Annotated in this window: 24 protein-coding genes; 4 read left to right on the top strand and 20 right to left on the bottom strand. The window is 55.2% G+C overall.

The features are described 5' to 3' along the window. Nucleotides 1-83: 83 nt before the first annotated feature. The gene (gene ytfE / locus U869_RS0115610) at nt 84-749 is read left to right on the top strand and encodes an iron-sulfur cluster repair protein YtfE (protein WP_025122292.1); all 666 of its coding nucleotides are present in this window, start codon (nt 84-86) and stop codon (nt 747-749) included. A gap of 48 nt (nt 750-797) precedes the next feature. On the opposite strand, the gene U869_RS0115605 is transcribed toward ytfE, so the two are convergent. Next, a complete protein-coding gene (locus U869_RS0115605) occupies nt 798-1,418 on the bottom strand; it encodes a peptidylprolyl isomerase (protein ID WP_025122293.1) in 621 nt (206 codons plus the stop codon). A 243-nt stretch (nt 1,419-1,661) separates the two neighbouring features. On the opposite strand from U869_RS0115605, the gene U869_RS0115600 reads away from it, so the two are divergent. Further along, entirely contained in the window at nt 1,662-2,330 is a 669-nt protein-coding gene (locus tag U869_RS0115600; protein WP_025122294.1) for an OapA family protein, read from the top strand. Here U869_RS0115600 and U869_RS0115595 read toward each other — a convergent pair. From U869_RS0115595 to U869_RS32215, 6 genes are all read right to left on the bottom strand, one after another. Continuing rightward, nucleotides 2,327-2,686, bottom strand: a complete 360-nt coding sequence (locus tag U869_RS0115595; RefSeq protein ID WP_025122295.1) for a DUF488 domain-containing protein — start codon at nt 2,684-2,686, stop codon at nt 2,327-2,329. The genes U869_RS0115600 and U869_RS0115595 overlap by 4 nt on opposite strands. A gap of 110 nt (nt 2,687-2,796) precedes the next feature. Further along, complete coding sequence (rplI, locus tag U869_RS0115590; protein ID WP_025122296.1) at nt 2,797-3,249, bottom strand: 50S ribosomal protein L9; 453 nt, start codon at nt 3,247-3,249, stop codon at nt 2,797-2,799. 39 nt (nt 3,250-3,288) lie between these two features. Beyond that, nucleotides 3,289-3,516 (bottom strand): 30S ribosomal protein S18, encoded by a 228-nt coding sequence (rpsR, locus tag U869_RS0115585; RefSeq protein WP_000135199.1) that lies wholly within the window; start codon nt 3,514-3,516, stop codon nt 3,289-3,291. 4 nt (nt 3,517-3,520) lie between these two features. Continuing rightward, nucleotides 3,521-3,838 (bottom strand): primosomal replication protein N, encoded by a 318-nt coding sequence (priB, locus tag U869_RS30825; protein WP_071998244.1) that lies wholly within the window; start codon nt 3,836-3,838, stop codon nt 3,521-3,523. A gap of 8 nt (nt 3,839-3,846) precedes the next feature. Continuing rightward, complete coding sequence (gene rpsF, locus U869_RS0115580; RefSeq protein ID WP_004933634.1) at nt 3,847-4,245, bottom strand: 30S ribosomal protein S6; 399 nt, start codon at nt 4,243-4,245, stop codon at nt 3,847-3,849. Nucleotides 4,246-4,388: 143 nt separating this feature from the next. Further along, complete coding sequence (locus tag U869_RS32215) at nt 4,389-4,535, bottom strand: hypothetical protein (RefSeq protein ID WP_157834740.1); 147 nt, start codon at nt 4,533-4,535, stop codon at nt 4,389-4,391. A gap of 180 nt (nt 4,536-4,715) precedes the next feature. Between U869_RS32215 and U869_RS0115575 the strand changes: the two genes are divergently transcribed. Beyond that, on the top strand, nt 4,716-4,982 hold the full coding sequence (locus U869_RS0115575) for a DUF1471 domain-containing protein (RefSeq protein WP_025122297.1): 267 nt from the start codon (nt 4,716-4,718) through the stop codon (nt 4,980-4,982). A 79-nt stretch (nt 4,983-5,061) separates the two neighbouring features. Here U869_RS0115575 and yjfP read toward each other — a convergent pair whose 3' ends face one another. After that, on the bottom strand, nt 5,062-5,814 hold the full coding sequence (gene yjfP, locus U869_RS0115570) for an esterase (RefSeq protein ID WP_025122298.1): 753 nt from the start codon (nt 5,812-5,814) through the stop codon (nt 5,062-5,064). A 100-nt stretch (nt 5,815-5,914) separates the two neighbouring features. Between yjfP and bsmA the strand changes: the two genes are divergently transcribed. Next, the gene (gene bsmA, locus U869_RS0115565; protein WP_025122299.1) at nt 5,915-6,223 is read left to right on the top strand and encodes a biofilm peroxide resistance protein BsmA; all 309 of its coding nucleotides are present in this window, start codon (nt 5,915-5,917) and stop codon (nt 6,221-6,223) included. A gap of 191 nt (nt 6,224-6,414) precedes the next feature. Here bsmA and U869_RS0115560 read toward each other — a convergent pair whose 3' ends face one another. The 12 genes from U869_RS0115560 to mutL form a co-directional block, all read right to left on the bottom strand. Continuing rightward, nucleotides 6,415-8,043, bottom strand: coding sequence for an isovaleryl-CoA dehydrogenase (locus U869_RS0115560; RefSeq protein WP_025122300.1), 1,629 nt, complete (start codon nt 8,041-8,043; stop codon nt 6,415-6,417). 120 nt (nt 8,044-8,163) lie between these two features. Beyond that, a complete protein-coding gene (gene rlmB / locus U869_RS0115555; RefSeq protein ID WP_025122301.1) occupies nt 8,164-8,895 on the bottom strand; it encodes a 23S rRNA (guanosine(2251)-2'-O)-methyltransferase RlmB in 732 nt (243 codons plus the stop codon). A gap of 60 nt (nt 8,896-8,955) precedes the next feature. Continuing rightward, entirely contained in the window at nt 8,956-11,469 is a 2,514-nt protein-coding gene (rnr, locus tag U869_RS0115550) for a ribonuclease R (protein WP_025122302.1), read from the bottom strand. Nucleotides 11,470-11,528: 59 nt separating this feature from the next. After that, nucleotides 11,529-11,954 carry a nitric oxide-sensing transcriptional repressor NsrR gene (nsrR, locus tag U869_RS0115545; protein ID WP_025122303.1) on the bottom strand — a complete coding sequence of 142 codons (426 nt, stop codon included), beginning with the start codon at nt 11,952-11,954 and terminating at the stop codon, nt 11,529-11,531. A 237-nt stretch (nt 11,955-12,191) separates the two neighbouring features. After that, nucleotides 12,192-13,490 carry an adenylosuccinate synthase gene (locus U869_RS0115540; RefSeq protein ID WP_025122304.1) on the bottom strand — a complete coding sequence of 433 codons (1,299 nt, stop codon included), beginning with the start codon at nt 13,488-13,490 and terminating at the stop codon, nt 12,192-12,194. A 97-nt stretch (nt 13,491-13,587) separates the two neighbouring features. Beyond that, the gene (locus U869_RS0115535; RefSeq protein ID WP_025122305.1) at nt 13,588-13,788 is read right to left on the bottom strand and encodes a DUF2065 domain-containing protein; all 201 of its coding nucleotides are present in this window, start codon (nt 13,786-13,788) and stop codon (nt 13,588-13,590) included. Between the two features lie 61 nt (nt 13,789-13,849). Next, nucleotides 13,850-14,857, bottom strand: a complete 1,008-nt coding sequence (hflC, locus tag U869_RS0115530) for a protease modulator HflC (protein WP_025122306.1) — start codon at nt 14,855-14,857, stop codon at nt 13,850-13,852. A 3-nt stretch (nt 14,858-14,860) separates the two neighbouring features. Next, nucleotides 14,861-16,129: an FtsH protease activity modulator HflK gene (hflK, locus tag U869_RS0115525; protein ID WP_025122307.1), complete on the bottom strand. Its 1,269-nt coding sequence runs from the start codon at nt 16,127-16,129 to the stop codon at nt 14,861-14,863. 93 nt (nt 16,130-16,222) lie between these two features. After that, on the bottom strand, nt 16,223-17,503 hold the full coding sequence (gene hflX / locus U869_RS0115520) for a ribosome rescue GTPase HflX (protein WP_025122308.1): 1,281 nt from the start codon (nt 17,501-17,503) through the stop codon (nt 16,223-16,225). A 98-nt stretch (nt 17,504-17,601) separates the two neighbouring features. Beyond that, nucleotides 17,602-17,913 (bottom strand): RNA chaperone Hfq, encoded by a 312-nt coding sequence (gene hfq, locus U869_RS0115515; protein WP_021179001.1) that lies wholly within the window; start codon nt 17,911-17,913, stop codon nt 17,602-17,604. Between the two features lie 113 nt (nt 17,914-18,026). Beyond that, nucleotides 18,027-18,968 (bottom strand): tRNA (adenosine(37)-N6)-dimethylallyltransferase MiaA, encoded by a 942-nt coding sequence (gene miaA, locus U869_RS0115510; RefSeq protein WP_025122309.1) that lies wholly within the window; start codon nt 18,966-18,968, stop codon nt 18,027-18,029. Further along, the gene (gene mutL, locus U869_RS0115505) at nt 18,961-20,823 is read right to left on the bottom strand and encodes a DNA mismatch repair endonuclease MutL (RefSeq protein WP_025122310.1); all 1,863 of its coding nucleotides are present in this window, start codon (nt 20,821-20,823) and stop codon (nt 18,961-18,963) included. The genes miaA and mutL overlap by 8 nt, the downstream gene beginning before the upstream one ends. Between the last annotated feature and the right edge of the window lie 2 nt (nt 20,824-20,825).

Below are 20,825 nucleotides of genomic sequence, written 5' to 3'. Positions count from 1 at the left end.
CTACCCCTTTTTATCCATGGCACATCCTTTAAATTGCATTTAAAATACATGTTATAGATTTCTTCCTTTAAAGAGGCATCATCATGGATTACCGTAACCAATCCTTAGGCGCACTGGCCATCGCTATCCCACGTGCCAGCAAACTGTTCCGCGACTACGATTTGGACTTCTGCTGCGGGGGTAAACAAACCCTGGAGCGCGCTGCCAGCCGTAAAGAACTGGATCTGGATAAGTTGGAAAGTGAGTTGGCAGCGTTGGCGGCAGAGCCCGTGGATACCCGCGATTGGCGTCTGGCTCCACTGTCGGAAATCATTGATTACATCCTGCCACGCTACCACCAGCGCCATCGGGAACAGTTGGCAGAGTTGGTGTTGATGGCGGAAAAGGTCGAACGCGTCCATGGCGATAAGCCTAGCTGCCCACGCGGGCTGGCCAAGCAGCTAAACCTGATCCGTGTCGATCTGGAAAATCACATGATGAAGGAAGAACAGATCCTGTTCCCACTGATTAAACAAGGGATGGGGCAGCAGGCGGCGGGGCCGATTTCGGTGATGGAGCATGAACATGATGAGGCTGGCGAACAGTTGGAAGTGGTGAAGTTCCTCACCAACAACGTCACGCCACCGGAAGGGGCATGCAATACCTGGCAAGCGCTGTACAACGGTATCAATACGTTTATCAGCGATCTGATGGAGCATATCCATCTGGAGAACAATCTGCTGTTCCCTCGCGCTCTGAGCGGCAGATAACCCCCTCACCCTAACCCTCTCCCAAAGGGAGAGGGGACTGGCCGAGAATTACAGGATTTCGATCAGCTCAACGTCAAACACCAGCGCGCTGAATGGCGGGATGGATGCACCGGCACCACGCTCGCCATAGGCCAGGTTGTGAGGGATATACAGCTGCCACTTGGAGCCCACCGGCATCAGGGTCAGGGCTTCGATCCAACCAGGGATCACGCCGCTAACCGGGAATTCAGCCGGTTGACCACGTTCAACAGAGCTGTCGAAGACATCACCATTAATCAGGCGACCGGTGTAATGCACACGCACACGATCCTGACGAGATGGGATTGGGCCATTGCCCTGCTCCAGCACGGAAAACTGCAGGCCAGACTCGGTCAGCGTCACTTCATCACGCTTGGCGTTATCTTCCAGGAACTTCTGGCCTTCAACGGCCATCGCCTGCTGACGCTCAAGGCGCACAGCATCCGCACGTTCGTGGATTTCGCGCAGCGCACGATGAACCACATCTACCGGAACCGCCGGGGCATTCCCTTCCAGCGCGTCACGCAGGCCAGCCAGCAGAGCTTCTGGTTGTAAACCTTGCAGGCCGGATTCTTGCAGTTGCTGACCGACCTGTAAACCAATCCCGTAACTTGCTTGCGCTTCAACGCTATCAAAAGAAGGGGTTGTCATGGGGTTTTCCTTTAGTCTGTAAAAAGTCGAAAGCGCAGCATAACAGTGCCGCAAAGCTGGGTAAAATCTTGTGTGGAGAATGATGACTTTTGTCGTAGAAAAAGAAGCAATAACCTGTTGTTAACGTTTACTGTCATTATTCTCTCGGCCAGCTGTAGCGGCTTGAAATCCATAGGGTATACTGGGGTCAGCGCTACACTTTTTGTAAAGTGACAATTTTACGCAGTTGAAGAGAGGTCACCCATGGGCAGAATCGCGCCCAGGAGAAGGAAAACCATCCGTGTCTACCAGCCGTTGCTGCGCACCTGGCTGAATCTGAGCCAACGCCTGAAGCCTGGCCCGGCACCGGAAACGCCTGAAACCAGCGAAGAGCCGGACTCGCAACCGCAGCAATCGCACAGTAAAGGGCAACAGGTTAAAGCCCTGCTGTTGAAAATATGGCACCTGCCGGACAGCCTCCACTGGATGGAACCTCTGCCCTATTTTCACCGCCGTTGGGTGATTATTTTCGGCGCTATCTTGCTACTGTCGCTGCTGTGGCCGTATTCCGACGATAACGCGCGCCCGTTCCCGGTCACCAGCCAAGGGAACGAAATCCCGTTACAGGCTCAGTTGCAAAACGATGGGCAGCAGACATCAACAGAAAACGGTGACTGGCAGCGTTATCAGATCCAGGCAGGTCAAACCCTGGCGCAGCTGTTCCGAGACAATAACCTACCGGTGAACGAGGTGTTTGCCATGGCGCGGGTGGAAGGGAACGATAAGCCGCTCAGCAATCTGAAGGCCGGGCAGGAAGTGCGTGTCGAACGTAATGCCAACGGCGTGATCACCGCGCTCTCGGTCACCACCGTGGATAATAGTGAAGCCCTGTTCCGCCGCCAAAGCGACGGCAGCTACCTGCGCGTCCGTTAGTCTTTAATCTGATCCAGCAGAAAATCACGCAGTACAACCCCCTGGTTGTGCTGTGTGTCCTTGCTGCCATACAGCAGGGTCAACGGCTTACCTTCTCTTAACAACGCCACCAGCGGCTGCCAGGCATCATTAACGGCCAGTTGCTGGCGATACAGTGCCACAAACTCATCCCACTGGTCGGTATGCTGATGAAACCACTGACGTAGCGCCGTATCCGGTGCCACCTGCTTGAGCCAGACGACGCCCTGCAACCTTTCCTTACTGACACCACGCGGCCAAAGCCTATCGGTCAGGTAGCAGTGCTCCGGTGCCGGTGCGCTGAAATCGTAGACGCGCTGTAAGATAATTTCTGCCATTTTCGCCTCTCCATGCCAACAGATGACTCCAGAGTAACGCGTTTTACCCGGCGCTGAAAAGCAAAACGCCAGCACTAGGCTGGCGTTTTAACTTGGTGTACTAAAGCCGATTAAGCTTCAGCAACCACAACTACATTCAGCTGTGCGAACACGTCGCTGTGTACCTGGAAGTGCACTTCGTGCTCACCAGTGGTACGCAGAACGCCGTTCGGCAGACGAACTTCGCTCTTGGCAACTTCAACGCCTGCCGCAGTAACTGCGTCAGCGATGTCGCGGGTGCCGATAGAGCCGAACAGTTTACCTTCGTCGCCTGATTTAGACGCGATGGTGACTGAACCCAGTTCGTTGATCTGAGTTGCGCGAGCTTCAGCAGCTGCCAGAACGTCAGCCAGTTTGGCTTCCAGCTCTGCACGGCGTGCTTCGAAGAACTCGACGTTTTTCTTGGTAGCAGGAACAGCTTTGCCCTGTGGTACCAGGAAGTTACGGGCATAACCCGCTTTAACGTTAACTTGATCACCCAGGCTGCCCAGGTTTGCTACTTTATCAAGCAGAATAACTTGCATTACCTTATCCTCTCAAAGTCGTTAATGGACAGTGGCCGATTACTGATGACGATCAGTGTACGGCAACAAAGACAGGTAGCGCGCGCGCTTGATAGCACGGGCCAGCTGGCGCTGATATTTTGCACGAGTACCGGTGATACGGCTCGGGACAATTTTACCACTTTCAGTGATGTAGTTTTTCAGCGTAGCGATGTCTTTATAGTCAATCTCTTGAACGCCTTCCGCTGTGAAACGGCAGAACTTGCGACGACGGAAATAACGTGCCATTTGGCTAGTCTCCAGAATCTATCAATTCAATCTGCTCGGCATGCAGGACCAATTTGTTCAGCCCGTTGCGCCCTTGATGGCAGCTAACGAAGCCTTGAACGGTTACCTGACTGCCGACCGTTAATCTTTGAGTTAAAGCTTGTGACTGTTGTCCGCTGACAACCACGGGCATTCGGCACCATGCTTGCCTGCTGAATCCGGCCTCCATCTGCGTCGATCTGTGCTCTAGCACAAACTGGCAGTGGGGTATGCCGGAAGGACTCACTTTTCGCACCGGCGTCTTGCACACTGTGCCAGACAACACCAGACGATTAGCCGTCACAGCAGCAATTACTCTTCAGAATCCCCAGCATCTGCATCATCTGCGGTTTCGTTAGCGAAGTCTTCGCGGCGATCGCCACGACGTTCGTCTTTCGCTTTAACCATCGGAGATGCTTCAGTTACCGCGTGCTTAACGCGCATAACCATGCTACGGATAACGGCGTCGTTGAAGCGGAAGTTAGTTTCCAGCTCATCGATCGCTTCCTGCGGAGCTTCAACGTTCAGCAGAACGTAGTGGGCTTTGTGCAGTTTGTTGATCGGGTAAGCCAGTTGACGGCGGCCCCAGTCTTCCAGACGGTGAATCTGACCTTGCGCGTTAGTGATGGTAGCACTGTAACGCTCGATCATGCCCGGAACCTGTTCGCTTTGGTCAGGATGGACCATAAAAACGATTTCGTAATGACGCATCGAATTGCTCCTTACGGATTATTCAGCCTCCTGTCAGGGTCAACCGCGGCCCATGGAAGCAAGGAACGTGTGTATGTGTGCGGCTGAAAAATGACGCGTAATCATACCGGCGTAGGGTGGGGAACTCAAGGACTGAGTAGGATTTATTGAGGTTTATACGTAAGGCCACGAGAAATAGCACGATTTGCTGGCAGAGAAAGCGATGTATGTCGATCCATAGGTTTTAAAAATCCTTCAATAAAATCATCAGCACACCGTAAATCATTATCATATTTTTTGAATAAGGCCATCAAAATCTCACCCTTTTTAATCCTGACTATCGGACTAAAGTTAAGTTATCCGCCGCAGAAAGCGCAGCGAACAAGGGTTGAAGTTGTTCAATACTGATAAATAACTTTTTGCTAAATAGGCAGTTTGACGGAACGGGCCAAGAGGCACGTCGCCGTAGCAAAGAGTTAAGAGAGGCACCTATGAAACGTATTACCATCGCTACCGCTATCGCGCTGCTGCTGTCCGCCAACGCCATGGCCGCCACTGAGATCACCTCGCACCAGGCTACCGAGCGCCAAAGCATTGGCTTTGTCAGCCTGGATCAGGAAGTCGTTTCGCCAGATGACGCGACATCCCAAATCAACAAGATTGCCGACCAACGCGGCGCCACCGCCTACCGTATTGTTGCCCTGCATGAGCCCGGCAGCACCGCGTCTATCCACGTCAGCGCCGAGCTTTACCGCTAACCGCATAGGCAACACCAGGGAAACCAGCCGCTCCAAGAGGCGGCGCACAGCCAGGCTTGCCCCCTCCCTCGGGGGCTTTTTACAGCGAATCCCGGAAGAAGGCAGTAGTAGCAGCCAAGGCTCCAGGAGTAATGCGGTGGCGCACTTGCGGTTCAGTGAGGTAGGTCAGCCGCCGATCCAGGCCGCGCAGGCGCAGCTCGCCAGCAAGGCGTTCACTCTCTATTGCTGGCACCACATCATCGGTTTCCCCATGCCATAACAGCAGTGGCCGCTCGGCAAAGCTCTGCCAATGATGCTCAACTTCGTAATCGGCCAGCGGCGCAAGGCGTGCCTTGAACGCAGCTTGTTCCAAAGGCTCGCCCCGTGTACCCAAGGGTGGATACAGCGTCTGCGCCAATGAAGTAAAGAAGCCGGACCCCATCAGACTGGCGGCCGCTTTTATCCAGGGATAACGGGTAAAGGCCCCCAACGTGGTCATGCCGCCCATCGAAGCCCCTGCCACGCCGATACGATCCCCATCGATCAACCCATGCTGCACAAAATGCGTCTTGAGCGCGGGTAATTCATCGACATTACTTTTGAGGATTTCCCAGAAATGTGCCAACCGCCACGCTTCATCACCGTCAAATCGCTCACCATGCATCGCACAATCGGGCAATACCACTCGGAAACCGGCCTTGGCTAACGCATAAGCAAAATAGGCGTATACCTCTTTCGACGAGGTATAACCGTGGTAGAAAAAGATCGTCGGTAACGGCTGCTCATATTGCCCGGCAGGCACCGCATGGATCACAGCAATGTCACCTACCCGCTCATCATAGATCTCGATCATGTATTCCCCCTGTGGCTAATCTTCACTATGATGGCAAAAAACGGCCCGAAACTTTAGTCCAACCCGTTCTACTCTATGTCAAATAGTGATGAGGCCAGCCATGCATCTTTCCCGTTCCTTGATTACCCTATTACTGTTTGGCCTGTTGTCTGGTTGCAGCGTATTTAAAACCACACCCACCCCCCCTCCACCGCCCACAGATCAGGCACAGGAGATCACCCGTGCCCAAACTACTGAACTGGACAAAATGGCGACGATAAGCGCTGTGGTGCATGGCAGCCCGATGAACGTGGAAGCCGAGATCCAGCGTAAGGCCAATGCCAGCGGGGCGCGCTATTACATGATCATCATGAACAGCGAAACCATCGTGCCGGGCCAGTGGTATTCTCAGGCGATACTTTATCGGTAACGGTGAAATGCCCCTCACCCTAACCCTCTCCCAAAGGGAGAGGGGACCGAATGTGCTCCCCATTGACTCCTACATCTGACCTTAGCACGGGCGCAGCATGCAGCGCCCCTACGCAGGGCCACATAACCTACCCACAACGCTGAACTAGCTCCCTCTCCTTTTTGGGGAGAGGGTTGGGGTGAGGGGCAGAATTAGGCGCCGATAGCGCGGTTAAGCAAAGCGTCGCACACGCTCTCCGGCAACACCATCTCACCGCGATAATCCAGCGTGAGATGGCACCAGGCATCACCGATCGACGGGCTGCCATGCTGCAACAACTGAGCGGCACAGCACAGATCGAACAACTGCTGGGTTAACAGGCGTCCCATTTCTTCACGCGGTTGGCGCATACGCTGTTGCCATTGCCGCCAGGCGCGATCGAACAACCGATTCTGCCCACGTACCGGCAACAGTTCCTGCTGCAACAACTCCAAGGCGCCGGGCAGCTTATGCAGACTGCGCATTACGTCTAGGCACATGATATTGCCAGATCCTTCCCAAATGCTGTTGACCGGCACTTCGCGGTACAGGCGGGGCAGCTCACTGTCTTCGCAATAGCCAATCCCGCCCAGCACTTCCATCGTTTCGCCGATAAATGGTGCCCCCTGACGGCAGATGCTGTATTTCGCCGCCGGTGTCAGTAAACGGCTATAAACCCCTTCACCTTCATGCCCCCGGCTCTCCCAGGCTCGTGCTAAACGGAACAGCAAAGCGGTATGCCCTTCCAGCCGTAACGCCATACGCGCCAACACCTGCCGCATCAATGGTTGTTCAATCAACCGTTTGCCAAACGCCTGCCGCTGTAGCGCATGGTACAACGCCACCGACAGGCCACGGCGCATCAGGCCATGACTCCCCAGAGCGCAATCGAAACGGGTCATTCCGCCCATTTTGAGGATTTGCCTGACACCATCGCCTTCATCGCCCAACAACCAAGCCGTAGCGTCCTGAAACTCGGCTTCGCTGCTAGCATTAGACCGGTTGCCCAATTTATCTTTCAGCCGCTCCAGGCGAATCGCATTGCGCGTACCATCGGGCAACAGCCGCGGCAGGAAGAAGCAGGAAAGCCCTCCGTCCGTCTGCGCTAACACCAGATGAGCGTCACTTTGCGGCACCGAGAAGAACCATTTGTGCCCCACCAAGCGGTACGCTTCCCCATTGCCACGGCTGGCGAGTGGTACGGCGGAGGTGGTATTACTCAGTACGTCCGAACCGCCCTGCTTTTCCGTCATCCCCATGCCGATCAACAGCCCACGCTTTTGCGCACCCGGCAGCATGTGAGGGTCATAGCGATCTGAAAGTAAAGGGGAAAGCCAGGATTGATACTCTTTTGGCAGGGAACGCTGTAGCAGCGGGATAGCACCAAAGGTCATGGTGATTGGGCAGAGCGTGCCAGCCTCCACCTGAGCGTGCAATACAAAGCGGGCGGCACGGGCCACGAACGAGCCGATACGGGCATCTTCCTGCCACGGCAAGTTATGCACCCGATTAGCCACCAGCCCCTGCATCAGGATGTGCCAGGCCGGGTGAAAGCGCACGTCGTCCAGCCGTTGCCCGGTGGCGTCATAGCGCAGCAACTCCGGTGGATTGGTGTTGGCTAATCGCCCCAGTTCCAGTGACTCCTGCGTGCCCAACTGCTGCCCCAGCGAGGCCAGCACATCGCTATCCCACCCCGCCAACTCGCGCTGCAACGCTTCACGCAGCGGCGTATCGGACAGGAAAAGGTTGCTGTTCCCCAAGGGCTTGGGTTGGTTAAATACGGTATGCGTAGTCCAGACCATGAGCTTGCTCCCTGATTAACGCTTCAGGGGTAATTATGGCCGTCAGGTGGATTTCTGCCGCAGGTGGGGTCACAAGATGGGAAATTCGAGTCAGGGGCGAAGGCTCGCCCCTATTCATCATCAGCTGCGCTGGCGTACCGCTTCAAACAGGCAGACACCGGTAGCAACCGAGACGTTCAGCGAGGAAACCGTACCGGCCATCGGAATGCTGATCAGTTCGTCGCAATGTTCACGGGTCAAACGACGCATACCTTCGCCTTCCGCCCCCATGACCAACGCCATCGGGCCAGTCATTTTGCTTTGATACAGCGTGTGGTCGGCCTCACCCGCCGTACCCACGATCCAAACGTTCATCTCTTGCAGCAAACGCAAGGTACGAGCCAGGTTGGTGACGGTGATTAACGGGACGTTCTCTGCCGCACCGCAGGCCACTTTCTTCGCCGTCGCGTTCAGTTGGGCAGAACGATCGCGTGGGACGATCACCGCATGCACACCGGCAGCATCGGCGCTACGCAGGCAAGCACCCAGGTTATGGGGATCGGTGACGCCGTCCAGCACCAGCAGGAATGGCGTCTCAACGCTTTCCAGCAGCCCTGGCAGATCGTTCTCCTGATACTTACGCCCTTCACGTACCCGAGCAATAATGCCCTGGTGAACGGCCCCTTCGACCTTCTCGTCCAACCATTGGCGGTTGGCCACCTGGATCACAATACCGGTGGCTTCCAGCTCGGCAATCAAAGGCTGCAAGCGACGATCGTCACGCCCCTTGAGAATAAACACTTCCAGGAAACGCTGTGGATCGTTGTCTAGCAGGGCTTTGACAGCGTGAATACCGTAGATAATTTCGCTCATGATGCTCTTTTAACTGTGCGGCCGGGGGTCACCCGGCCGGGGATAATAACGTGCGGCAGGTTAACCCTGCTCGGCACCTTTCTTCTTGCTGGCACGCTTGGCTTTGGTCGCCGCCGCTATCTTTTTGGTTTTATCAGACGCTTTTTTGGCTTTCGCCTTCGGGTCCGGTTTCACCTTGTCTGCGGCTTTGGCCTTGGCTGCGGGCTTGGCCTTGGCTCCTTCTTTTTTACGGAAGGCACTGTCTGGCTCAAAGTTGGCTGGCGTCTTGCCACCACGGCGTTTACGTTGTGCCTGGCTACGGCCTGCGCCAGCACCGTCGCGCAGCGTACGCTGACCACCATTTTTAGCGCGTTCACGCTCGGTTTTACCTTCACCGCGCGGCTTGCGGGTGCTGGAAACCAGCGCGAAGTCGATCTTGCGTTCATCCATATGCACGGCTTCAACGCGGATCTCAACCGTATCCCCCAGGCGATAAACCATGCCGGAAGATTCGCCGATCAGGCGCTGGCCAATATTATCGTAACGATAGTAATCGTTATCCAACGTAGACACGTGTACCAGGCCATCGATAAACAGATCGCTCAAGCGGACAAAGAAACCAAAGCCGGTGACGCTGGCAATCACGCCGCTAAACACTTCACCGACGTGGTCCTGCATAAAGTCGCACTTCAACCAGTCTGCCACGTTGCGTGTGGCTTCATCGGCACGGCGCTCGGTCATCGAGCAGTGCATGCCCAGTTGCAGCATTTCTTCCAGATCGCTGTGCCAGCCACCGGTCGGCGTCCAACGCTCTTTCTGCTCGCCTTGTTCCTTCGCCAACACGTACTTGATGGCACGGTGCAACGCCAAGTCCGGATAACGACGGATCGGCGAGGTAAAGTGACCATATGAAGCCAGTGCCAGGCCGAAGTGACCGCGGTTTTCCGGATCGTAGATCGCTTGTTTCATCGAACGCAGCAACATGGTTTGCAGCATTTCACGATCCGGACGTTCTGATACTTCATCCATCAAGGTGGCGTAATCTTTCGGCTGCGGCTTCAGGCCTCCACCCAGGGTCAGACCCAGTTCGCTCAACACGCTGCGCAGCGCGGAGATATGATCGTCACTTGGGCGATCGTGCACACGGAACAACGCGGGTTCGTTATGCTTCTCAACAAAGCGTGCCGCTGCCACGTTCGCCATGATCATGCACTCTTCGATCAGTTTGTGCGCGTCATTACGGACCGTTGGCTCTACACGTTCGATACGGCGTTCGGCGTTGAAGATAAACTTGGCTTCTTCGGTTTCGAAGGCGATACCACCACGTTCGGCACGAGCCTGATCCAGCACCTTATACAGCGCATGCAGTTCCTGAAGGTGTTTGACCAGCGGATGATACTGCTCACGCAGCTCCTGGTCGCCCTGCAGAATATGCCAGACCTTGGTGTAGGTTAAGCGCGCATGAGAGCTCATCACCGCTTCGTAGAATTTAAACGAAGACAGACGGCCCGCTGCGGAGATGGTCATCTCACACACCATGCACAGGCGATCGACCTGCGGGTTAAGTGAGCAAAGGCCGTTGGAGAGCACTTCTGGCAGCATAGGCACCACTTCCGACGGGAAGTAGACCGAAGTACCACGGCTACGGGCTTCGTCATCCAGCGCGGTGCGTGGACGCACATAATAGCTGACGTCGGCAATCGCAACCCACAGACGCCAGCCACCACCGCGTTTCTTCTCGCAGTAGACCGCATCATCGAAATCGCGGGCGTCTTCGCCATCAATAGTGACCAGTGGCAAGTGGCGCAGATCCACGCGCCCTTTCTTGGCCGCTTCCGGCACTTGCTCGCTGAGATCGGCAACCTGCTTCTCCACCTGAGGTGGCCAGGTATGCGGGATCTCGTGGGTACGCAGCGCGATATCTACCGCCATGCTGGTACCCATTTTATCGCCCAGGATCTCGACAATCTTGCCCACGGCTTTGGTGCGGCGCGTTGGGCGTTGAGTCAGTTCCACCACGACCATGAAGCCCATGCGCGCTCCGCTGACCCCATCGGCCGGGATCAGGATATCGAAGCTCAGGCGGCCGTCATCCGGCACCACAAAGCCAGTGCCGGCATCGGTGAAGTAGCGGCCAACAATCTGGCTGGTTTTTGGCACCAGTACGCGCACGATACGCGCTTCACGGCGGCCTTTGCGATCTTCGCCTAGCGGTTGAGCCAGCACCACATCACCGTGGATGGCCATTTTCATTTGTTCGGCAGAGAGGTAAAGGTCGTCTTTACGCCCTTCAACCCGCAGGAAGCCAAAACCGTCGCGGTGGCCGATCACGGTGCCGCGCAGCAGGTCCAGACGCTCCGGCAGGGCATAGCACTGGCGGCGGGTAAAGACCAACTGGCCATCACGTTCCATCGCGCGCAGGCGACGGCGCAGGGCTTCCAGCGCTTCTTCGCCGGATAAGTTCAGTTCATTGCCCAACTCTTCGCGGCTGGCTGGCGTTTCACGTTTCGCCAAATGGGCCAGGATAAATTCGCGGCTAGGAATTGGGGATTCATATTTTTCTGCTTCTCGTTCCAGGAATGGATCTTGTGACATTGAGGTTCCTCCGTTGTCATCAGCAGGGTGTCGCTGAGCCTTGTCTTCTCAGCAACGCTTTATTCGACAAGCAAAAGCTTGTAGAGCGGTGGATTGTCTTCGACCATATCGGCCAGCGTGTGACTATCCAACTCCTCAAGGAAATTCTTTACTGCCTGCTGGAGCACTTGCTTCAAACGGCAGGCAGGGGTGATATGGCAAAAATCGCCGCTGCAATTAACCAACGAGAGCGGCTCCAGCGCTCGCACCACGTCGCCAATACGGATGCTCTCAGCCGGTTTGCCCAAGCGTATCCCGCCGTTTTTACCCCGCACGGCGGTCACAAAGCCTTCACGGCTTAGCTGATTGATAATTTTTACCATATGGTTACGGGAAACGCCGTATACCTCCGTAACCTCGGAGATGCTGGTCATCTTGTCCGCTGGCAACGAGGCCATGTAGATCAATGCCCGCAGGCCATAATCAGTAAAACTTGTTAACTGCACGTCAACCTCTGGGGTACAACATACCCTTTTGATATGCCGATTCTCGGCGATTTTCTTTACTATCTTATTGGATGATAAACCAGCCGGAGAGTTCGCAGCTAATTATTTAGCGCATAGCCGACTCTCAACCGGAGCTACGAAAGGATTTTGTGAGGTAAAAACGCTATCGAGGAGGATACATGAGGCAAACAAACCGGGACTTGGCCCGGTTTGTTTGGTGACAGCAGAGCAAACAGATTATGCGTCGAACGGATCGCGCAGGATCATGGTTTCGCTACGGTCTGGGCCAGTAGAGATGATATCTACCGGTACTTCAGTCAGCTCTTCGATGCGTTTGATGTAGTCCAGCGCTGCCTGTGGCAGTTTGCTGTAGTCTTTCACACCAAAAGTCGTTTCGCTCCAGCCTGGCATGCTTTCGTAGATTGGCTCGATACCATCCCAACCTTCTGCCGCCAACGGCGTGGTGGTCATTTCGCGGCCATCTGGCATGCGATAGCCCACACAGATTTTCACTTCTTTCAGGCCGTCCAACACGTCCAGCTTGGTCAGGCAGAAGCCAGACAGGGAGTTGATCTGCACGGCACGACGAACGGCAACCGCATCCAGCCAGCCAGTACGACGGCGGCGGCCAGTGGTGGCACCAAACTCGTTACCCTGTTTGCACAGGTATTCACCAGTTTCGTCGAACAGTTCGGTTGGGAACGGACCTGCACCTACACGGGTAGAGTAGGCTTTCACGATGCCCAGCACGTAGTCCACGTAACGTGGGCCAATGCCAGAACCGGTTGCCACGCCACCCGCGGTGGTGTTGGAAGAGGTCACGTACGGATAGGTACCGTGATCGATATCCAGCAACGTGCCCTGTGCGCCTTCGAACATGATCAGGTCGCCACGCTTGCGCGCACCGTCCAGCAGTTCGGAAACGTCTACTACCATCCCGGTCAGGATGTCGGCAATCGACAACACATAGTCGAGAGTCGTCTGATAATCGACGGCTTCAACTTTGTAGTAGTTGACCAGTTGGAAGTTGTGGTAATCGATGATGTCTTTCAGCTTAACGGCGAAAGTGGCTTTATCGAACAGATCGCCAACGCGCAGACCGCGACGGGCAACTTTGTCTTCATAAGCCGGACCGATACCACGACCGGTGGTGCCGATCGCTTTGGCGCCACGCGCTTTTTCACGCGCATTGTCCAACGCGACGTGATAAGGCAGGATCAGCGGGCAGGCTTCAGACAGTAACAGACGTTCGCGTACCGGGATGCCGCGCGCTTCGAGCTCACCCATTTCCTTCATCAACGCGTCCGGAGCCAGAACCACACCGTTGCCGATGACGCTGGTCACGTTTTCACGCAGGATACCTGAAGGAATTAAATGAAGAACGGTTTTTTCACCGTTGATAACCAGAGTGTGGCCAGCGTTATGACCACCTTGATAGCGCACAACATATTGAGCCCGTTCAGTCAGCAGGTCTACGACCTTACCCTTACCTTCGTCACCCCATTGGGTGCCCAGTACGACGACGTTCTTACCCATTTTAAATTCACCAGGTTGCTTAAAAATGGATTCTACCACCGTAAATCTTCAGTTTCAGCACTTTTAGCATACGATTGCGTACTTTTTCGGCTAAACTTTAAACCCCCGTGCGGGCACGCAACATGTAGTAGATCACACAGCCTGCAACCACTAATCCCCCACCAAAACGCCGCAACGTGGAGTCGGGTAATTGCGACATCGCCTGGATCATTTTACGCCAGGCCTGCGGGAACAACATCGGCCCCAACCCTTCCAGCACCAAAACCAGCCCAAGCGCCAGCCAGATCGTTGAATTCATCCTTCCCCCCAAAAAAAGAAAGGCCCGCGTTTAGACGGGCCTTGGTGATCGGCTGTCGCGCTTACTTACGCGTAGCGACCGGCGACTTCATATAGCGGAAGAAATCGCTGTCCGGGCTCAGGACCAACACGTCCTGGTTGCCAGGACCGAAGCTGGTTTCATAAGCACGCAGGCTACGGATGAAGGCATAGAAATCCGGATCCTGGCTGAAGGCATCGGCAAACAGTTTGGCCGCTTCCGCATCGCCCGCACCGCGGGTGATACGTGCCTGACGCTCGGCTTCCGCGATGGTACGGGTCACTTCGTAGTCGGCGGTGGCTTTGAGCTTCTCGGCCTCTTCTTTACCTTGTGAACGGTGACGACGGGCTACCGCTTCACGTTCTGCACGCATACGCTGGAAGATCGCGTCGGAGACTTCCGCAGGTAGGTTGATCTGCTTGATACGTACGTCCACCACTTCAATACCCAATGCCGCCATGCTGTTCGGGTTAACCGCTGGCTGTTTGCCAGTGGTCTCACGCTCAACACGGGCTGCGGCAGAAGCGATAGCATCATCGGCTTCGGTGGTAGCGACTTCTTCTTCGTCACCCACGGTACCGGTGTTCAGCGCATCACGCACGTCCGCCATCAGGCGACCACGGGAGTCGGTAACGATATCACGCACGTCCAAACGGCCAATCTCGGAACGCAGACGGTCATTGAACTTACGTTTCAGCAGCAGCTCTGCCTGAGAAACGTCACCACCACCGGTGGCCAGGTAGTAGCGGCTGAAATCACTGATACGCCATTTCAGGTAAGAGTCGACGATCAGGTCTTTCTTCTCGCTGGTAACGAAGCGATCGGCCTGGTTGTCCATGGTCTGGATACGCGCATCCAGCATTTTCACGGTTTCAATAAACGGGATCTTGAAGTGCAGACCCGGTGCGTAGACCAGCGGTTTGTTTTCGCTGTCGCGCAGAACTTTACTGAAACGCAGCACGATACCGCGCTCGCCTTCCTGAACCACAAACATTGAGGCGTAGAGGGCGACCAACACTACCGCGAGGATAACTATGAAAGACTTACGCATTGATTATTCTCTCCCTACGCGTGTGTTGTCGCTACGCTGCGCATTAGCCCGGCGCTGGTCCATGATGGAACCACTGCTGGAACTGCTGGTGCTCGCATCCGCTGAAGGCGTGGAGGCTGGCGCAGGGGCGAGAAGGTTCTGACCGGCATCTCTGCTACCTTCGGCGGCTGGCTTACCAGCACCGCGCAGCATCTGATCCAGTGGCAGCACCATCAGATTGTTATTGCCTTTGTTGTCTGCCACCAACACCTTACGGGTGTGGCTCAGCACTCTTTCCATGGTTTCGATGTACAAACGCTCACGGGTAATTTCCGGGGCAGATTTGTACTCTGGCAACAGCTTGGCGAAACGAGCCACCTCACCCTGGGCTTCCAGAACGGTCTGGGCCTGGTAGGCGCGCGCATTTTCCAGCAGGCGCTGTGCAGCACCGTTGGCACGCGGCTGAACTTCGTTGGCGTAGGCTTCTGCTTCACGAATGGATTGCTGCTCGTTCTCACGTGCGGCGATCGCATCATCAAACGCGGCTTTCACCTCTTCCGGCGGACGTGCAGCCTGGAAGTTGACGTCCAGAAGCGTGATACCCATCTTGTACGGACGAATGGTTTCTTCCAGTACACGCTGAGTGTCGCTACGTACGATGGTACGGCCTTCGGTCAGGATCTTGTCCATGGTGTATTTACCGATAACACCACGCAATGCGCTGTCTGTCGCCTGTCTCAGGCTGTCGTTGGCATCGGTTACGCTGAACAGATAGGCTGCCGGATCGGAAACGCGATACTGCACGTTCATCTCGACGCGCACCACGTTCTCATCGGACGTCAGCATCACACCGGACGCAGACAGGTCACGGACCGACTCCACGTTAACCGGGCGAACCTGATCGATAAACGTCGGCTTCCAGTTCAGACCTGGCTGCACCAGATGGCTGAACTTACCAAAGCGAGTAACGACACCGCGCTCGGCTTCTTTGATGGTGTAGAAGCCGCTGGCGGCCCAGATCACCACCACTGCTACCGCAGCGATACCGAAAATTTTGCCGCTGAAGCCCGGCCCGATTGAGCCCGTGCCACCGCTGTTATTACCGTTGGAGCCTTTACCGCCGCCGCCCAGGCTGCTCAATTTCTTGCTCAGCTTGCGGAAGATATCGTCTAAATCCGGTGGCCCTTGATCGCGACCGCCTTTATTGTTACCGCCAGAGTTGCCGCCATTGTTATTGCTGCTCCCCCACGGGTCGCGGTCCTGTCCGTTATTACCGGGCTGATTCCACGCCATGTTTTAGCTCCATTATTCTGTGATTGGGTACTTCAGGCTAATGCTTAGCCCACTCTATCTGTTGAGCGAGCACACAAATGTAACAGGATATGATCATACGATAAAGCTAATCAGTTCCTGTTCCTGCTTGCAGAGGCGACGCCACTCCACGATCGGCATACGCACCACCACGCCGATACTGCCGTCCTCTTCATTCCATTCTTTCTCAATTGCCTGAAGCTGGTAGAAACGGCTACGAAGACGGCCTGCCTGTGGCGGTAAGCGCAGCTCAAAATGCGCGATTTCCCCCGATAAGCGCTCCGTCAACGCCTGAAATAGCAACGAGATACCTTCGCCGCTGGCGGCGGACAGCCACACTCGGATCGGTAGATTTTCCTCGTTGCGATCGATACGCGGGACAAAATCATCCAGCATATCTATTTTGTTCATCACTAACAGTGTAGGGATCTCATCCGACTCAATCTCTGCCAGCACGGCGTTCACCGCTTCGATGTTCTCTTCCACCCGGGTATCCGCGGCGTCGATCACATGTAACAACAGAGAAGCCTGGCGCGTCTCTTGCAGCGTCGCTTTAAACGCGGCAACCAGATCGTGCGGCAAGTGCCGGATAAAGCCTACGGTATCCGCCAACACGGTATCACCTACGTCCGCTACTTCAATACGGCGCAGGGTAGGATCCAGGGTGGCAAATAGCTGGTCCGCCACATACACTCCGGCAGACGTAATTCGGTTAAACAGGGTTGATTTGCCGGCGTTGGTGTAACCCACCAGCGATACGGTTGGCACATCGGCACGGGTACGCGCTCGTCGCCCTTGATCGCGCTGCTTCTCTACGCGTTCAAGACGGCGCAGGATCAGGCTGATACGATCGCGTAGCAGACGACGGTCGGTCTCTAACTGGGTCTCCCCTGGCCCGCGCAGGCCAATACCCCCTTTCTGACGCTCAAGGTGAGTCCAACCACGAACCAGACGGGTGGCAATATGACGCAACTGCGCCAACTCTACCTGCAGCTTACCTTCATGGGTACGGGCACGCTGGGCAAAGATGTCTAGAATCAACCCGGTGCGATCGATCACCCGGCATTCACACAGGCGCTCAAGATTTCTCTCCTGCGCTGCGGAAAGGGAATGATCAAACAGGACAACAGACGCGCCGCTGGCTTTCACCGCATCTGCAATTTCTTCGGCCTTTCCTTCACCGACAAAGAATTTTGGGTGAGGTGCTTTGCGGCTACCAGTAACCACTTGCAAAGCCTCGACGCCCGCAGAGGACACCAGTGATTCGAACTCACTGAGATCTTCCGTATTTTTGTCTTGTGAGAAATAGATATGAACCAGTACGGCCTGCTCACCGGCTTCATAACGGTCAAACAAGCGTGCAACCTCTCAAACGGAACAAAACCGCGAGTTTGGGGGACATAAACAGCACTTCGCTGCTTATGCTCCCCGTCATGGTTGACTCGCAACGCGCTTTATTCAGCGTCATCGCTTTCCTGCTGCGGCTGTTGCGGCGCAGACGGGTTGTTACCATGGTGATAATTGCTGGTGCCGCCGCTGCTCGGGGTGTTGCTGTGGTGCGATACCGGGCGCGATGGAACAACGGTAGAGATAGCGTGCTTATAAACCATCTGGCTCACCGTGTTCTTCAACAGGATGACAAACTGGTCAAAAGACTCAATCTGGCCTTGCAGCTTAATACCATTCACCAAATAAATAGAAACCGGAACACGTTCACGACGCAATGCGTTCAGGAACGGATCTTGCAAAGATTGCCCCTTAGCCATTCTATCTTTTCCTTATTTGTTTGTTGTTTTTAACTAAGAACCTATCGGCTCAAAATAAACGACCTAAAAAATTTGCGCGCTGAATACTCATCAATTGTACACAATCACTCAACCTATGCACTAACAACCTGTGTTACCGAGTCCAAAGCCTCTCCCGGCTTTTCACTGTCCAACCACCGAACCGACTCCCAACCCCGTAACCAGGTCATCTGGCGTTTGGCCAACTGACGTGTTGCGCAAATACCTCGAAAAACCATCTCATCGTAACTAATCTCACCAGAAAAATATGACCACATCTGGCGATAACCGACACAGCGAATGGAAGGCAAATCCGTATGCAAATCACCCCGTGCAAAAAGTGCACGCGCTTCCGCCTCAAAACCCGCCGCCAACATCTGATTGAACCGCAGCTCGATACGTTGATGTAACAACTCCCGGCTGACTGGCGCTATCGCAAATTGGTGAACATGATACGGCAACGATTCACCTGAAATTTTAGTCAGCTCAGTTAAAGTTTTACCCGAAATGAAAAAAACTTCCAGTGCTCTGGAGAGTCTCTGTGGATCATTCGGATGAATACGCAAGGCTGCAACCGGGTCGATCGCCTGCAATTGACGGTGCAAAGCCTCCCAACCGTACTCCGCCGCCTGCTGCTCGATCTGCTCACGCACTGCCGGATCGGCAGAGGGTAACGGCGATAAACCTTCCAGCAACGCCTTAAAATAAAGCATTGTGCCCCCTACCAACAGCGGAATACGCCCGGCGGCAGTAATATCGGCCATTTCCTGCAATGCATCGGCACGGAAATCCGCCGCCGAATACGCTTGCGCAGGATCGCGGATATCAATCAACCGGTGTGGTGCCTGGGCTAACTCTTCCGCCGAGGGCTTGGCAGTGCCAATATCCATACCGCGATAAATCAGGGCGGAATCGACACTGATCAGCTCGACGGGCAGCCGCTCACGCAGCGCCATCGCCAGGGCAGTTTTGCCAGAGGCCGTGGGCCCCATGATAAAAATGGCAGGGGGACGAGAATTCATTTCAGTTTCAGTCATGCTTAAGTGCTGCCAATGCAGCCTGCAAATCAACGGGTTGTAAAAGAGCGGCAGGAGGGGATTTGACCAGTTGCGGACAAAGTCGTTCAACTTCTGTCAATAATTGTATCGCTTGCGATCTGTTCCACTCTTCATGTTCGCTGCCTAATTGGCTGGCGATCCAGATGGATAGCATCGTCGGCGACATCTCCTGATGTTCGGCCAGATAGCCTAACAGCTCGGGTATCAACTTTTGTAAATTTTGTTGGCGTAATGGTAAAGGCACTGCGCGCAAGGTCACACGCCCGTGTTCGGATTGCAGTTCCAGCCCCATTTTGACCAGCAGCGCCTGGTGTTGCACGCAGGCGGCCGCTTCATGTTTATTCAGCGTCAGTTTAATCGGGATCAGCAGCGGCTGTGGCCGTAAGCCTTCTTCCGGCGGGCAGAGCTGTGCCTGACGCAGCCAGCGTTCGGCCATGGTCAGATTCAGTAATGCCAGTTGCTGACGCTGTTCAACCAGCGCATAGCTTGGTGGGCAAATCATCAGAACGCGACCAAAACTGTGCTGGCTCCCGGCGAGCGGAGTTTCCTGCACGGTATTAACCGGTGGGAACAGCGGCTGTTTTACCGTCTCGGTGGGTGGCGTAGCCTGCAACAGCTTGCCATACAGTTCGCCTTCACGTTTTTGATAAGCCGCACCGGCCTGATAGGCGGGCTGCGGTGCACGTTCACGGGCCGCAGTGGATGCAGCAGGCTGACGTTCACGCTGTGGCACAGGCTGGGAGAAATGATTACCACCGGCAGCAACACGATTCTCCGGCTGCCAGGTCGGAGTTTCCTGCCCACCCTTTTCTTCTACTAACGGCAGTTCGGTATTGCCCACCTGCTGCAATACCGTGGTGACGGCCTGGTAGATAAAGTCATGCACCAACCGAGCCTGATGGAAACGCACCTCGTGCTTGGCCGGATGGACGTTAACATCCACCTGATGCGGGTCCACTTCCAGATACAACACATAGGCGGGCTGCTGATCGTCTTTTAACTGATCCTGATACGCCTGACGGATGGCATGATTAATCAGCCGATCGCGCATCATCCGGCTGTTAACGTAGCAATACTGCATTTCGTCAAGCTGGCGCGCCCCTTGCGGATCGGCGACCCAACCGCGGATGCTCAGATCGCCATGCTGCCAGGAAATCGCCAACGCATGCTGCAAGAAGGCCGGGCCACAAATGCTGGCCAGACGCCGCTCATGCTGGCTTTCCTCTTTGGCTGCGCGATATTGACGCATCAGCTTGCCGTTATGGCTGAGGTTGATCGCCACATCGAAACGGGCCAGCGCAATGCGCCGCACCACTTCGTCGATATGGCCGAATTCGGTTTTTTCCGTGCGCATGAATTTACGCCGCGCAGGGGTGTTGTAAAACAGATCGAGCACTTCCAGCGTACTGCCCACGGGATGAGCAGCTGGTTTAACGGTAACCGCCTGATCGCGCCCTTCGGCGTAGGCTTGCCAGGCTTCGCTCTGTTCCGCCGTACGTGAGGTCAACGTCAAACGGGACACCGAGCTGATACTGGCCAACGCTTCACCACGGAACCCCAGGCTGACAATCGCCTCCAGATCATCAAGCGTGCTGATTTTACTGGTGGCATGGCGCGCCAGCGCCAAGGCCAGGTCGGCTTTGCCAATGCCGCAACCGTTATCACGGATGCGGATCAGTTTGGCTCCGCCGCGTTCGATATCAATATCGATCCGCGTTGCCCCGGCATCCAGGCTGTTTTCTACCAGTTCTTTCACTACCGACGCAGGCCTTTCGACCACTTCTCCGGCGGCAATCTGGTTGGCTAGCTGTGGCGGTAATACCTGGATAGGCATGC

Source organism: Serratia sp. H1w, from assembly GCF_000633355.1.
Classification (GTDB): domain Bacteria; phylum Pseudomonadota; class Gammaproteobacteria; order Enterobacterales; family Enterobacteriaceae; genus Chania.
Note: the sequence above shows the minus strand (reverse complement) of the source record. Positions and strands in the feature narration are given on the sequence as shown.

Coding starts and splice junctions, on each gene's coding strand:
- ytfE (WP_025122292.1), top strand. CDS start 84: ATGGATTACCGTAACCAATCCTTAGGCGCACTGGCCATCGCTATCCCA.
- U869_RS0115605 (WP_025122293.1), bottom strand. CDS start 1,418: ATGACAACCCCTTCTTTTGATAGCGTTGAAGCGCAAGCAAGTTACGGG.
- U869_RS0115600 (WP_025122294.1), top strand. CDS start 1,662: ATGGGCAGAATCGCGCCCAGGAGAAGGAAAACCATCCGTGTCTACCAG.
- U869_RS0115595 (WP_025122295.1), bottom strand. CDS start 2,686: ATGGCAGAAATTATCTTACAGCGCGTCTACGATTTCAGCGCACCGGCA.
- rplI (WP_025122296.1), bottom strand. CDS start 3,249: ATGCAAGTTATTCTGCTTGATAAAGTAGCAAACCTGGGCAGCCTGGGT.
- rpsR (WP_000135199.1), bottom strand. CDS start 3,516: ATGGCACGTTATTTCCGTCGTCGCAAGTTCTGCCGTTTCACAGCGGAA.
- rpsF (WP_004933634.1), bottom strand. CDS start 4,245: ATGCGTCATTACGAAATCGTTTTTATGGTCCATCCTGACCAAAGCGAA.
- U869_RS32215 (WP_157834740.1), bottom strand. CDS start 4,535: ATGGCCTTATTCAAAAAATATGATAATGATTTACGGTGTGCTGATGAT.
- U869_RS0115575 (WP_025122297.1), top strand. CDS start 4,716: ATGAAACGTATTACCATCGCTACCGCTATCGCGCTGCTGCTGTCCGCC.
- yjfP (WP_025122298.1), bottom strand. CDS start 5,814: ATGATCGAGATCTATGATGAGCGGGTAGGTGACATTGCTGTGATCCAT.
- bsmA (WP_025122299.1), top strand. CDS start 5,915: ATGCATCTTTCCCGTTCCTTGATTACCCTATTACTGTTTGGCCTGTTG.
- U869_RS0115560 (WP_025122300.1), bottom strand. CDS start 8,043: ATGGTCTGGACTACGCATACCGTATTTAACCAACCCAAGCCCTTGGGG.
- rlmB (WP_025122301.1), bottom strand. CDS start 8,895: ATGAGCGAAATTATCTACGGTATTCACGCTGTCAAAGCCCTGCTAGAC.
- rnr (WP_025122302.1), bottom strand. CDS start 11,469: ATGTCACAAGATCCATTCCTGGAACGAGAAGCAGAAAAATATGAATCC.
- U869_RS0115540 (WP_025122304.1), bottom strand. CDS start 13,490: ATGGGTAAGAACGTCGTCGTACTGGGCACCCAATGGGGTGACGAAGGT.
- U869_RS0115535 (WP_025122305.1), bottom strand. CDS start 13,788: ATGAATTCAACGATCTGGCTGGCGCTTGGGCTGGTTTTGGTGCTGGAA.
- hflC (WP_025122306.1), bottom strand. CDS start 14,857: ATGCGTAAGTCTTTCATAGTTATCCTCGCGGTAGTGTTGGTCGCCCTC.
- hflK (WP_025122307.1), bottom strand. CDS start 16,129: ATGGCGTGGAATCAGCCCGGTAATAACGGACAGGACCGCGACCCGTGG.
- hfq (WP_021179001.1), bottom strand. CDS start 17,913: ATGGCTAAGGGGCAATCTTTGCAAGATCCGTTCCTGAACGCATTGCGT.
- miaA (WP_025122309.1), bottom strand. CDS start 18,968: ATGACTGAAACTGAAATGAATTCTCGTCCCCCTGCCATTTTTATCATG.
- mutL (WP_025122310.1), bottom strand. CDS start 20,823: ATGCCTATCCAGGTATTACCGCCACAGCTAGCCAACCAGATTGCCGCC.